The 12,445-nt window shown below is 65.2% G+C and carries 11 protein-coding genes; 6 read left to right on the top strand and 5 right to left on the bottom strand.

The annotated features are described in order from the left end of the window. Window positions 1-21: 21 nt before the first annotated feature. A complete protein-coding gene (locus tag IPV69_RS09660) occupies window positions 22-438 on the bottom strand; it encodes a hypothetical protein (RefSeq protein WP_206294899.1) in 417 nt (138 codons plus the stop codon). Window positions 439-1,292: 854 nt separating this feature from the next. Here IPV69_RS09660 and IPV69_RS09655 point away from each other — a divergent pair. The 3 genes from IPV69_RS09655 to IPV69_RS09645 all read left to right on the top strand — a co-directional run bounded on the left by IPV69_RS09655 (window position 1,293) and on the right by IPV69_RS09645 (window position 3,222). Then, on the top strand, window positions 1,293-1,721 hold the full coding sequence (locus IPV69_RS09655; RefSeq protein ID WP_206294898.1) for a helix-turn-helix transcriptional regulator: 429 nt from the start codon (window positions 1,293-1,295) through the stop codon (window positions 1,719-1,721). Between the two features lie 155 nt (window positions 1,722-1,876). Continuing rightward, complete coding sequence (locus IPV69_RS09650) at window positions 1,877-2,677, top strand: hypothetical protein (protein ID WP_206294897.1); 801 nt, start codon at window positions 1,877-1,879, stop codon at window positions 2,675-2,677. Window positions 2,678-2,928: 251 nt separating this feature from the next. After that, window positions 2,929-3,222, top strand: a complete 294-nt coding sequence (locus tag IPV69_RS09645; RefSeq protein WP_206294896.1) for a hypothetical protein — start codon at window positions 2,929-2,931, stop codon at window positions 3,220-3,222. Window positions 3,223-3,372: 150 nt separating this feature from the next. On the opposite strand, the gene IPV69_RS09640 is transcribed toward IPV69_RS09645, so the two are convergent. Further along, window positions 3,373-3,810: a hypothetical protein gene (locus tag IPV69_RS09640; protein WP_206294895.1), complete on the bottom strand. Its 438-nt coding sequence runs from the start codon at window positions 3,808-3,810 to the stop codon at window positions 3,373-3,375. Between the two features lie 196 nt (window positions 3,811-4,006). Here IPV69_RS09640 and IPV69_RS09635 point away from each other — a divergent pair, with 196 nt between their 5' ends. From IPV69_RS09635 to purH, 3 genes are all read left to right on the top strand, one after another. Then, complete coding sequence (locus tag IPV69_RS09635; protein ID WP_206294894.1) at window positions 4,007-5,572, top strand: hypothetical protein; 1,566 nt, start codon at window positions 4,007-4,009, stop codon at window positions 5,570-5,572. A gap of 153 nt (window positions 5,573-5,725) precedes the next feature. After that, a complete protein-coding gene (locus IPV69_RS09630) occupies window positions 5,726-6,439 on the top strand; it encodes a carbohydrate-binding protein (protein WP_206294893.1) in 714 nt (237 codons plus the stop codon). 276 nt (window positions 6,440-6,715) lie between these two features. After that, window positions 6,716-8,371, top strand: a complete 1,656-nt coding sequence (purH, locus tag IPV69_RS09625; RefSeq protein WP_206294892.1) for a bifunctional phosphoribosylaminoimidazolecarboxamide formyltransferase/IMP cyclohydrolase — start codon at window positions 6,716-6,718, stop codon at window positions 8,369-8,371. Window positions 8,372-8,432: 61 nt separating this feature from the next. Here the strand turns inward: purH and IPV69_RS09620 are convergent, their stop codons facing one another. The 3 genes from IPV69_RS09620 to IPV69_RS09610 form a co-directional block, all read right to left on the bottom strand. After that, window positions 8,433-9,368, bottom strand: coding sequence for a hypothetical protein (locus IPV69_RS09620; protein ID WP_206294891.1), 936 nt, complete (start codon window positions 9,366-9,368; stop codon window positions 8,433-8,435). Window positions 9,369-9,841: 473 nt separating this feature from the next. Next, entirely contained in the window at window positions 9,842-10,186 is a 345-nt protein-coding gene (locus IPV69_RS09615) for an STAS domain-containing protein (protein WP_206294890.1), read from the bottom strand. 100 nt (window positions 10,187-10,286) lie between these two features. Further along, window positions 10,287-12,245, bottom strand: a complete 1,959-nt coding sequence (locus IPV69_RS09610; protein ID WP_206294889.1) for an ABC transporter ATP-binding protein — start codon at window positions 12,243-12,245, stop codon at window positions 10,287-10,289. Between the last annotated feature and the right edge of the window lie 200 nt (window positions 12,246-12,445).

Raw genomic sequence — 12,445 nt, 5'->3', positions numbered from 1 at the left:
CGGTCGGTCGCGGGCTGTGGTCTAGCGTCGTCGCCGTTTGAAGCGCCGGGTTGCGTAGATCGCCATGATCGCGCCGGGCACGAACAGGTGCACGGCGGTCGGAAACGGGATGGCTACCGGTGTGGTCGAAGCCGTCTCCGGGAACTCGAACGGCGGAAGGTCGCCGGCGTCGTTGGTGGCTAGCGGACTTTCGCTCAGGAGGTCGCGTGGTCCGACGCCTATGAGCGTGAAGGGAACCCGTTTGGGTGCACCAAGCGGTGTGTAGGCCGGAGCCTGTGCGTCAGACGTCGCGGTCGGTGGGTCGGCCTTTGGGGCCTTGTCCGGCGCGGCCGTGGCTGCGACTGCACCGGCCTCGCGATGGATTGCAGCGGCGGGGGAATCAGCCCCGGGAGAGATCGCCGGGTACGCGCCCGTGGCGATGACCAGCGCAAAAAGCAACGCGGCCCGGGAGCAGCGCCCTGTTCGTGGTATCCAATTCAGGACGCCCTTTGGCGCGCAACGATGGACCCGCCCAGATACGGCTTGGTTGGACCCGCTCATGGCCTGCCTCTCCTTCACACGCTCGAGCCGTCCGCCGCCGAACGTCAGCGCTCAAGTCATGGAATCCCGTTCTCGCGGCACGTCGAGCTTCGATGCTCCACGATCTTCGGGCATCCTTCCGCCTACCAAACATCGGCAAGGCGGCGACTTGAACTTTCCGTTTCTCTCGCGATCAAGCAATTTCGCACGGGCGGCACTCTGCAAAAGACGTACCGGAACCCGGCGTCGCTCGTACATCGCTCCTGAATTGCATTCCTGCGTTCGAGCACTCGGGGCCGCGACAGTGCGGCGTACTCGGCGTAAAAAACTTGAAGATGTGTCCGACTTCCGTCCGCTTCGATCGTGACGAATTGCCGGGCCGGTCACATCGTATCCGTGCGGGATTGAAGTTCGAAGAAGAAAAGGACACGATTTTCTCCGACGCGAACACAGCCGACCGCACGCGCTCGACCGCCGTTATCCTCAGCCGAAGCGGCATCCGCCGCCAACGCCGGTCCAACCTCGCATCTACCGGATTCGCAGTCGCTTATGACGCAGGTACGTCCCGACGATCGACCGCGAACGAAGGCTCCGTCGTCCGCAAGAGATGAACCGGATCGCTGCCGGAAAGGCCCATGACCCGACGACCTGCAGATCATCCGCCCAGGGCCGACAAGCATAGTCGGCCCTCCCGCGATCGTGGCGGAAGTCAACGCCGTGGCAGTACTTCCCGTGTCGGTCCCGCGGCCAAGCGCAAGGCCCTGCCGAAGCAAATGGGCTCGTCGGTTCGCATCGGCGATCTGCGGGCTGCGGCGCGGATGATCGCGCGAATCGAGGAGCCCGCGAAGCTGGGAATCGGGCAGAAGCGGCAGCTTCTGGCGCAAATCTGTCGTGTGATCGGCGAACAGATTCGGGCCGCCTCCGGGATCACCGGGCTAGTACCGACATCCGATCATGCCGCGGTCCCGGCTCCTGCTGTCGCCTTGGCTGCCGAGGAATCTGCGACGACCACCGTCAACGTCCGCCTTTCGCCGCGCATGCAACAGACGCTCGACCGCCTGCTGAAGGGGGATTCCGAAAAGCAGGTGGCGGCGCACCTCGGCGTCAGCCCTCATACCGTGCACGTCTACGTCAAGGCGATCTACCGGAAGCTCGGCGTTGCCAGCAGGGGAGAACTGCTGGCCCGCTTCGTTCGGGCCTGACATGGCGGGCCACCCGGCGACTAAAATTGTAGGATCTCCGCAAGAAAATCCCGCCAAGGTACTTGCGTCGCCACCGCCGGAAACAGACGATATTGGCGTCGGCAAGGATGCCGGCATGTACGAATCCGTTTCGGGTTGGTGCGACAATGCACGGAGTGCTGCTCGACACATCCACCAGCGGCTCGCAATGGATAGCCATCGCGATCGCACTTCTCGGTCTGATCTACTTCAGCTTCGTTCGGCCCAAGCGCAAGGGAAAGAAAGATCCGCTGGAGCGCAAGCCTGGCGATGTTCTGCTTGCCCAGCAGCGCTCGATGGAACGCGACATGACCGCGCTGCTCGTCGAGTACGAGCAGATGATGCGGACCATGACCGCGCAACTCGAAACGCGCGTCGCGAAACTGGAGATCCTCCTTCACGATGCCGACGAACGGATTGCCTCCCTGCAAGCGGCAAAGGCGAACGCCGCTGTACCGTCCGGCGTCGCAGCTTCCGGCGTCGTACCGTCTGGTGCCGACTCCACTGTCGACGCGGTAGCCGATGATGTCCCATCGTTCCGGCTCCGCGACCGGACGACCGGCTTCGTCCCTGACGCCGACCCGCCTCGCCATGCCGATGTTTACGAACTGGCCGACCAGGGATTGACGTATCGTCAGATCGCACAGCGGCTCGACCGGGCGTACGGCGAGATCGAACTGATCCTGGCACTTCGGGCCAAGGCCGGGCCGGACGCAAACAGCTCAGGCACGACCGCCACTCCCGAATCGTCCCCCGATTCCGACGATTCCACACACCCCGACCTCCCCGACGATCCTGTCGCCACGACAGGCCATCCTGGCGATGACGTCGAGCGCGACGGCGGACTGGTTCTCTCGGGTGCACCGGCCTCTTCAACCGGCTTCGGTGCCGGTGGCTCGAACCAGTCTCATGGACGCCGTCGGAAAAAACGCAGGTGACTGGCTTCCCCCTTCGCTCAGCAGCGCGGCAAGATTCCGGGTTTTGCGCAGCCTAATGGCAAGGCGCGTCGTCCTTCGAGTGTCAAGTGGGGCCGGGGATACCATTTATCCGGACGACGTTTCAGTAACGATCCCAGCGTTTTTTGCGCTGCGGGGGGTTGTGGGGTCGGTAGAATTCCAGTCGTAGGGCGGGGCACGTCGATTGCTTTGGAAGACATCTCGGACCGACCTTTCACAGGAGCAGTTGCATCATGATCAAGCTCGACTCCGGAAACGTCCTTCTCAAACCCTCTCAGCGCAAGCAGCTCATGTCCTGGCTTCGCCGATCACTTCGGCTTGGCGAGCGACTCGGCGACTTTGTGCTGAGTATCACCCTTCGCCGCAGCGGCACGATGTACATGGTCGAGGCGACCGTACACGACAAGGCCGGCGACTTCGGTTGCAAGTCCAAGGCCCACGACTGGCGTGGGGCCCTTCGAGACCTGGTCAAGTCGCTGACCCTCGGCCTTCACGAGCAGTGCCTTCGCCGTGTGGCAGTCGCCTAAACGGCAGACTCTGCAGGCATCCATGTCCGGCAGCAACACCAGGGCTTCCCGCCGCATTTCGGCAGGATGCCCTTTTCGTTTTCATCATGAGGCTTGTCCCGCCCGTACCACCCAATCACGAAACGCTCCCTTCGGCTGTGCTCGCTGTCGCTACCGTCCGCGTTGCCGCACGACGTACCACATCGCGCCCCCAAGGATCCCCAGAAAAGCCAGGCCACCGATCAGTCCGATTGGCACGGTACCGGGAGGGGGTACCGTCGCGGGCGGTGTCGTCGGGCGCGACGTCGGCTCAGCGACTGTCGACCCGACGGCCAGAAACTGAGTCCGCAGCCCCAGGCCGTCGCCCTGAGTCAGGTCGGAAAAGCCCCGCACAGGCTCCGCCGGAGCGACCGCCTGCGGCCCCGGAATGGGTTCGATCGCGATTGCCGGGCGCGTCGTTGGCGTCTCCAGGCCGGTCAGGAATTCTGGACGGGACGACGAGCCGCCATCACGCTCGACTGCCAGCACCGGCGACACCAGACCCGCCACCATGGCGGCGATCCCCACGAACATCGCTACAATGGACGTCCGGTGCGAAACGTTTTTCATGCTTCTGCTGGCGGCCTGCATACATATTCCTCTAGGCCCCCAACACGGACCGGCTTATCGGCTACATACTTACCACAACGCGTCGAACGCCGTTTCCCCTTGAGGGGAAACCCGCACTGATGGCAGTCGCCGACGTTTTCCGCGAAGTCGCAACCGTCGGCGAGTCCCTTGGGTTCCCTGGTCCCGGAGTGCTGGCATGTGGCGAATGTTGTTCCTGCTCTTCGTCGTCATCGGCGCCCTGGCGGTGCTGATGGCCGTCATCCTCGGGGTCGGTGCGGCCAAGGTCGCGCTCGTGCATTCGGATGACGCTCCGGTCGCCACCGGCGCAGTGCCCGCAGCCTCCGGCAATTCCGCGCCGGCGACGTCTCACGCGTCGCCGCTTGCACCGGTTCCGACGACCAATCCGACGGCCAGCCCGGCGATCACGCCCGCACGCCCGGCCGTTGCAGCGCCAGCCGTACCCCCACTCGTCGCGCCGCCGCTGGCCGCACCTCCCGTCGTAGCGCCGCCGCAGGCTGTCGTCCATCCGGTCGCCCCGGCGGTCGGGGGTAACGCAGTCGGTGGCGACGCGCCGGCCTTCGTCCCCGGCACCATCGTCCTCCGCGGTGCAGAAGCCAAGCTCCACGGCAAGCTCCTTCGCAAGACCCCTCCCGAAGGCGACCTCACCAGCTGGACGCGCCTCGAAGAATATGCCACCTGGGTCTTCTATCCCCCGCGCGGCAAATATCGCGTCGTCCTCACCCGCGCCAACGGTGCCAACTCCGGCGGCGACTTTGCCCTGGCGATGGGCGATTCCCGCAAGACCGACCCGCTGTTCATCAGCCGCGCCGTCCCCACCGGCGGGTGGGATGTCTTCCGCTCCGAGTTCATCGGAATCCTCGACCTCGACGAAAAACGCACCACCCTCTGTATCCGCCCGTCCGGCGACCCGGCGTCTGCCCTCATGCGCCTGCGGAAGATCGAACTGATCCCGCTCGAGCCGCCCGCCTTCGCCCGCCCCGGCGAAGCCGACGCCGATGGGCACCCCGACATCAGCGCCATCACCATCGTTGAAGCCGCGAGCGGCCGGCCGCTGGGCACGCTCACCAACGGCATGTCCCTCGACATCAGTAGTCTCCCGCCGATCAGCCTCCGTGCCGAAACCGCCGGCAGGGTTCGCAGCGTTCGCTTCACCATCGACAAAGCCGACCAGCGCGTCGAGTCCGAACGCCCGTTCAGCATCGCCGGCGAACGCGGAAAGGGCTACATTCCCTGGAACCCGCAGCCGGGGAAACACACCCTCCAGGTCGCGCCGTTCAGTGAGCCCGGCGGCGCGGGCATCGCCGGCCGGCGGCAACTGCTCTTTATCAACATCATCTCCTCGTCCCCCGTCGTTCTCCGCTCTGCCGACGCCATTCTGCACGGCGATTCTCTCCGCATCGTTCCCGGCGACGAGCCCACCATCACCGGCTGGAACCGCTCGCAGGACTCGATCGAGTGGGCCGTGAACGTGCCCACCTCCGGCAACTACGACGTCGAGATCTTCTACAGCGTCGCCAAGAGCAACGGCGGCACCTTCAGCCTCCGCGTCGGCGACGCCAAAATCAACGACGACGTCTCCGACACCGGCGGCTGGGACGTCTTCAACCGCGCCCGGGTCGGCGTCGCCAAACTCTCCAAGGGCAAAACGCGCCTCGTGATCAAGCCCGGCGATCTCGGCGCCGGAAAGACACTCATGAATCTCCGCGAAATCCGACTCTCTCCCGTCGTCGAAGACGATTGAACCGACTGCCGCCGGCGCCGAAACTACACCAGCCGATTTCCCCGCAACTTCCCACGACCGCCCGGGTAAATCTTGCATGGCGTGAAGCGTTCGCGTCGATGCCTTCTTCAAGGCGACCACGTCAAGCACGACCACGTCAAAGGAGTGATCCCGTTGCGTTGGATGATGGCAATTCTCGCGGCCGCCGGACTGCTGGTGATCGGGCTCATCGCCGCCGTTGCCACCGGCCTGGTGAGTATGGGCGCGCTCGATCCGTTCGCCAAACTCAATGCCGCCGCCACCCGGCCGGCGACCGGGCCGGTCATCGTCGAGGCCGAACCGCCGGCCGAGCTGCCCAGCGAATCCGACGCGTCCATCGCCGCGATGCAGCACGCCGGCTATGCCGATCTGGTGGTGTTCCTGTCGGCGGCCGATGCGAAGGTCGCCGGTCCGCGCGTATCGCTGGAGAACCGGGGCTCGTCCAGCTACTACGCGTCCCGCCGGCCCGGCAGCGCGGTCAACGAGAAGAGTCGCATTCCCAACGTCATGATTCGCGGGTGGACGTCGTCGGCCGACTCGGCCGAGTGGAGCTTCGACTGCCCCAAGGCGGGGACGTTCGTCGTGACGTTCGACTGTATCCCCGGCTACAGCACCGACCGCGCCAAAGGCATCGCCGCCGGCAAGTTCCTGATCACCGCCGCCGGCCAGACGGTCGCGGCCGACCTCGAGGTCGATGTCAGCGGACGCCGGGGCTCTTCGTCGTTCCACCTCGTGGACGTCGGCCAGATCAAGCTGCCCGCCGGCAAAGTCACTCTTCGCATCACACCCAACACCGATAAAGACAGTGGCCTGCCGATGCTCCGCAGCGTTCGGCTTTATCCTGGATGATCGCTCGGAAGAGGGATCACCACGGAGGCACGGAGACACGGAGGGGTACCGGGTGACCCACACTGCCTGCGAGATGACGATGTGGGGTTTTAGGTGTATTCCTTCTCCTTGAGCGTGCCTCGTGTTTTGCGTTATCAGATAGCGCGCCGGATTCGGGATGCCCTCCGTGCCTCCGTGTCTCCGTGGTGATTCTTCTGTCGTGCCCGGGTGTGTGGCACCGCCCCGCAACATGCCCCGGCTCTTGTCTTTTGCCGCCGCATTCTTACCTTCTGACGGATGAACGCTCCGACCGCCTCTTCTTCCGGCGACCATACCGGCACAGGTCTCGTCCCCGTCCGTCGCGCCCTGATCAGCGTCTCCGACAAAACCGGCCTGGCCGATTTCGCCACCGCGCTGGTGAAAGAGTTCAACGTCGAACTGATCTCCACCGGCGGGACGGCCAAGTTCCTGCGCGACGCGGGGCTGAAGGTGACCGACGTCAGCGAAGTCACCGGCTTCCCCGAGATGATGGACGGCCGGGTCAAGACGCTGCACCCCAAGATCCACGGCGGCCTGCTCGCGCTGCGCGACAACCCCGAACACGCCGCCGCGATGAAGTCGCACGACATCAAGCCGATCGACCTGGTCGTCATCAACCTGTACCCCTTCAAGAAGACGATCGAAAAGCCGGGCGTGACGTTCGAGGAGGCGATCGAGAACATCGACATCGGCGGCCCGAGCATGGTCCGCTCGGCGGCGAAGAACCACCATTTCGTGCTCGTGCTCACGAGCCCCGATCGGTACGAAAAGGCACTCGGCGATCTGCGGAAGCACAGTGGATCGAGCTGTGCACAGCATCGGTTGAAGCAGGCGCAGCGGGCGTTTGCGCACACCGCGGAGTACGACACGCTGATTGCGACTTACCTGGAGAAGGTCGTCAACGGCGCAGGCACGGAGGCTTCCCAGCCGGCGGCGGAGGCCGGGGCCTCGTCCCTTCCCCAGAATCTCCCCGTCACGCTGACGCTCAAGCAGGTCCTTCGGTACGGCGAGAACCCACACCAGCGGGGCGGGCTTTACGTGGACCGCAAGACGACCGAGGCATCGGTCACCGCCGCGATTCAGCACCACGGCAAGGAACTGTCCTACATCAACCTGCTCGATGCCGACGCGGCGCTGAATGCCGTCAAGGAACTCGCGACGCCCGCGGCGTGCATCGTCAAGCACGCCACGCCCTGCGGCTACGCGACGGCCGCCGATCTGCCGACGGCGTTCAGGAATGCATTCGCCGGCGATCCGCTCGCGGCGTTCGGCGGGATCGTCGCGCTGAACAAGACCGTCGATCTCGCGACCGCCCAGGCGATCACCTCCATCGACAAACTGCTGGAAGTCATCGTCGCGCCAAACTACGCCGCCGACGCGCTGGAACTGCTCAAGAGCCGCTGGAAGAACGTCCGCCTGCTCGAAGTCGGCCCGGTGACGACCGAGTTCGACAGGGGCGAACTGATGATGCACAAAATCGTCGGCGGGTACCTCGTGCAGGAGCGCGATCTGGCCGGCGTCGATGAATCGCAGTGGAAAGTCGTCAGCCAGCGGCAACCGACGGCGCAGGAGCGGATCGACCTTGCGATGGCATGGCTCGCGGCGAAACACGTTAAGAGCAACGCAATCGCGATCGCCAAAGACGGCATGATGCTCGGCAGCGGGGCGGGCCAGCAGGATCGCGTGAACGCCTGCCGCATCGCGATCGCCAAGTCCGGCGATCGCGCCAAGGGCGCTGCCGTCGGCAGCGACGCGTTCTTCCCCTTCCCCGACGGACCCGAGCTGCTGCTCGATGCCGGCGTGACGGCGATCATCCATCCCGGCGGATCGGTGAAGGACCAGGAGACGATCGACCTGGTCAACCGCCGGGGTGCGACGATGGTGTTCACGGGTCAGCGGCATTTCCGTCATTGATGCTCCCCCGGGTGGTGTCCTAGTTGCCGAACGAACCCGGGACGCGCTCCGCGATCAATGGTTAGCCGCGACGCGTAGCGGAGCGTCCCCTGCAGAGTTGGGTATCGCGAACCGGAGCGACGCGACCGCGCAACCCGTCCGCCGAACGAACCCGAGACTCAACGTCCGCCGGCAACAGGTCGTCGGGACCGAAGGTCGCCGCCGCGGTCGGTGAGGTCGCTGCGGTCGGTTCCACAACCGTCGCGATCCCAGCGACGACCGCGGAATCCGCAACGACAGTCACTGTCGCGTCCCGCTCCGATTCCGCCAAACGAACCCGAGATTCGTCCTCGACCGACGCCGCATTATCGGTGTCGGACGTCGCCGGCTCGCTCTGCCGCTGCGGCGCAGGAGCCGGCGCGGCGCGATTGCGCGTCCCGCCTTGCAGGATACGCAGCTCGCGAAGTGCCGATTGCATGGAACGTTCGATCTGCGATTCGTAGCGTTGAAGCAGCATGACGATCCCGCCGTTGGGGTCGGCTTTGCGAAGTTCGAAGATCAGATCGCCCAGGTCGTCCATTCCGCCGAACCCGCCTTCGGCTTCGCGCTGCTTGTCCCGGCGCGAGTACAGAACCGCCGACCGGATGATGGGCATCCGCCGAAGCTTCCAAGCCATCTCCGCGACGCGCTCGGCGAGCATCACCTGGCAAGGCCCGACAGCGCCCAGGTCGTCGCAGAACGAGGCGAGATACGCCGCGAACTCCGCCGGGTCTTCCTCCGGCAGCAACTGGCCGCGGGCCCGCAGGCCGTGTTTCCAGGCGTTCTGCGACGCGACCGCCTTGCCGGCTTCCGACGTCGGCCCGCGCGATTTGGCGCCGTTGATGCGCGACTGCTCGGCGCGGGAAGGACGTGGTGGGGCATCGGCCGCGCCACCGTCGGCGCCCGCGTCAGGCACCTCCATCACCGCGGCCCCGCGCAAGGAATCCACGACCGACTCGACCGATTCGACCGACTGCATAAAAGCCCCTTTCGCGGCCGGGAAGCCGCGGTGAATCAAAGACGATTTGAGACGCGCGAGACCCCGATTTCACGGTTGACCACCCGCGCGCCTCGCATCATAATGTTTGTATATTGTACGGGTAGGTCGGATCGGTGCAAGAAGAATCTGCAAGCCACGGAGCTCGCCGGATGGCCTCTAACCCGAATGATGAAACCTTTCGTACGGCGCCAGGCTTGAACGCCAAGACGCCAAGAGTTGCCCTGCCTTGGATGACGCCCTTGGCGCCTCGGCGTCTTGGCGTTCATCACCTCTTTTGTCGAAACAGGACACGCGGAGTTCACGGAGATGGCGACGGCATTGCCGGTCTGGTTCGTTGAGGCCAGTACCATGCGTTCTGCGTGGAATCCTGCGTGGCCTCTTGCGGTGCGCCTGGATCTGAGGGAGCGACTTACGGTCGCGGCTCGCATAAGCGTTATGCGTCGGCCGACCGATCAGTAGCTCTCGACCGCCCGCCGTTCGTCGCTGTAGGTCTGGAAGACGGCGAGCATCCTCGTGCGCGACAGGACGTCGTGGATCATCCCCGTCACATTCAGCAGCTTGAAGTGTCCGCCGCTCTGCACGGTGGTGGTGTACGAACTGACGAGTTCTCCGATACCGGAACTGTCGATGTGGGAGACGGCGGCGAGGTTGAGCAGCAGGCGTTTCTTGCCCTGATCGATCGCGGTGCGGACCGCGCCGTGCAGCGCGCCGCCGCACTCGGCGGATGTGAGTTTGCCCGCCAGGTCGAGGATCGTTACCGAACCTGATTGCCGTTCAATTATCGTCATTCGAGACATAGGTCCGCTCCGTGCCGCGTCGCTGCCCTTGGTGTTCGGCGGGGGCCGCCGACGTCGCCACTATCCTACCGGGGGTCGGGGCAGACGGGCGAGGCGATTATCAGGTTCCCAACGTCGGCGGGTGAGCGACCGGTGCATGCCCCTTGACCCGGTCCATGTGGCTCAGCGTCTGCCCCTCGGCGTCGCGGGCGACGTCGTCGCCGTGCAACTGGACGGCGGCGATCTCGCGGTAGTGGCCGTCCTGCGCCATCAGCACGTCGTGCGTGCCCGACTGCGTGATGCGGCCCTGCTCGATGACGATCACCAGGTCGGCCGACTTCACCGTGCTGATGCGGTGCGCGATGATGAACGTGGTCCGGCCCTTCATCGCCTGGCGCATCTGTCGGCGGATGAGGTCTTCGGTCTCGGGGTCCACTGCCGCCGTCGCGTCGTCGAGGATCAGCACGCGCGGGTTGGTCACCACCGCCCGCGCGATCGCCAGCCGCTGCCGCTGCCCGCCGGACAGCGACGATCCCCGTTCGCCGAGCATCGTCTTGTAGCCCAGCGGCAGGGCGGTGATGAAGTCGTGGGCCTGCGACAGTCGGGCAGCGGCTTCGATCTCGGCTTCGCTGAGGTTCGGCCGGCCGTAGGCAATGTTGCCGCCGACGGTGTCGCTGAACAGGTACGTTTCCTGGAAGACGAAGCTGACCTGAAGTCGCAGGCTCTCGATGGTGGCATCGCGGACATCGACGCCGTCGATCAGCACGCGGCCTTCCTGGGGGTCGTAGAACCGGCTGATCAGGTTGACGAGCGTGGTCTTGCCCGCGCCGGTCGGCCCGACGATCGCCACGAGCGATCCGCCGGGCACGTCGAACGAGATATCGTGCAGGACGTGCTTGCCCTTGCCGTAGGCGAATGACACGTGGTCGAACTTCACCGCGCCCGGCCCCGGCGGCAGGGGCTGCGCGCCGGGCTTCTGTGGAATGGTGGGCGGGGCGAACAGCACTTCGTGCAGCCGGCGGGCCGATACCATCGCGTTCTGGTACTGCTCGTTGATGACCGACACCTGCTGAAGCCGGCTGAGGATCTGCGACATCGCTCCGCCGAGGATCAGCAGCGACCCGACGGTGAGCGACCCCTGGATGATCAGCACGCCGGCGGCGAAGAACAGCAGCAGGTAGCTCGCGGTGGCGATGGTGCGGATGATCGGCTGGAAGTTGGCGAACAGCCGAATGCGGCCGCGAACCCGGTCGAAGAAGCCGTCGGCGTTGGCGTTGTACTTGGCGATCTCTTGGGCTTCGGTCGCGAACGCCTTGACCACGTGCACGCCGGCGATGTTCTCGGTGATGATCGCGACGTTCTTGTCCTCGGCCTCCATGACGGCTTTGGCGGCCGGCTGGATGCGCTTGCTGAACCGCAGGATGTACCAAGTCCAGACCGGCAGCGGCAGCAGCGCCAGCAGCGCCACCCACGGCGAGAGCGTCAGGATCAGCACGATGTACCCGCCGACGATCAGCACGATTTCCAGCGTCAGCAGGACGGCGGTTTCGACGAAGATGCGGACGTTCTGCAGGTCGGACAGGGCGCGGTTGATGAGCTGCCCGGAGCTGACGGCGTCGTGGAAGCCGAAGCCGACGCGCTGCAGCTTGTCGTACACCGCTTCGCGGATGTAGTAGACCATCTGCATGCTCATCTGCGACCGCGAGACGGTCGTCAGATAGCGGAGCATCAGCAGGCACGCCGTCAGCAGGCCGAAGCCGATGACGGTGTGGCGCAGCCGGACCGACGCCGGGTCGGACGTGACCAGGTAATCCCAGAACGAGGCAACAGTGGAGGTGCCGTCGGCATGTGCCAGTTGCAGTGCCTTGAGGTCGTCAACGGCTTTGCCGCCCTGGTTGACCGTCAGGACTTCCACCCCGCAAAACGCCGCCAGGTAGCAGCAGGCGAGGAAGACCTGCCAGCGAACGGGGCGGAGGAACGAGAACATCCAGCGGAGCAGAAAGCGCGCGGGGATGTCCGGCGTGGCCGGTTCGGTGGCCGTGTCGGTTGAAGCTTGGGTATTGGCGGATGCGGTAGTCAAAGCGTGTGTACGGGCGTGTCGAACATACGACCCCGCGACACGCTAACGGATGCGGCGTGGACGTCAACCTGTAATCAGGGCGGTGGGGAGTGCGTTGTAGCGGAGAATTTTCGCACTTGTAGGGATTTCTGGGTGCCATGGGCTGCGGTACTCCGCTGCCCGTGGCCGGGCGTGCCTGCAGGGATGCCGCCACGCACCAG

Origin of the sequence: Humisphaera borealis (assembly GCF_015169395.1) — a bacterium.
Taxonomy (GTDB): domain Bacteria; phylum Planctomycetota; class Phycisphaerae; order Tepidisphaerales; family Tepidisphaeraceae; genus Humisphaera; species Humisphaera borealis.
This window is presented reverse-complemented; position numbering and strand designations above follow the sequence as displayed.

What these genes read in the sequence shown, in the direction of transcription:
- IPV69_RS09655 (WP_206294898.1), top strand. Translation starts at nt 1,293, where the DNA reads ATGGGCTCGTCGGTTCGCATCGGCGATCTGCGGGCTGCGGCGCGGATG.
- IPV69_RS09645 (WP_206294896.1), top strand. Translation starts at nt 2,929, where the DNA reads ATGATCAAGCTCGACTCCGGAAACGTCCTTCTCAAACCCTCTCAGCGC.
- IPV69_RS09640 (WP_206294895.1), bottom strand. Translation starts at nt 3,810, where the DNA reads ATGAAAAACGTTTCGCACCGGACGTCCATTGTAGCGATGTTCGTGGGG.
- IPV69_RS09635 (WP_206294894.1), top strand. Translation starts at nt 4,007, where the DNA reads ATGTGGCGAATGTTGTTCCTGCTCTTCGTCGTCATCGGCGCCCTGGCG.
- purH (WP_206294892.1), top strand. Translation starts at nt 6,716, where the DNA reads ATGAACGCTCCGACCGCCTCTTCTTCCGGCGACCATACCGGCACAGGT.
- IPV69_RS09620 (WP_206294891.1), bottom strand. Translation starts at nt 9,368, where the DNA reads ATGCAGTCGGTCGAATCGGTCGAGTCGGTCGTGGATTCCTTGCGCGGG.
- IPV69_RS09615 (WP_206294890.1), bottom strand. Translation starts at nt 10,186, where the DNA reads ATGTCTCGAATGACGATAATTGAACGGCAATCAGGTTCGGTAACGATC.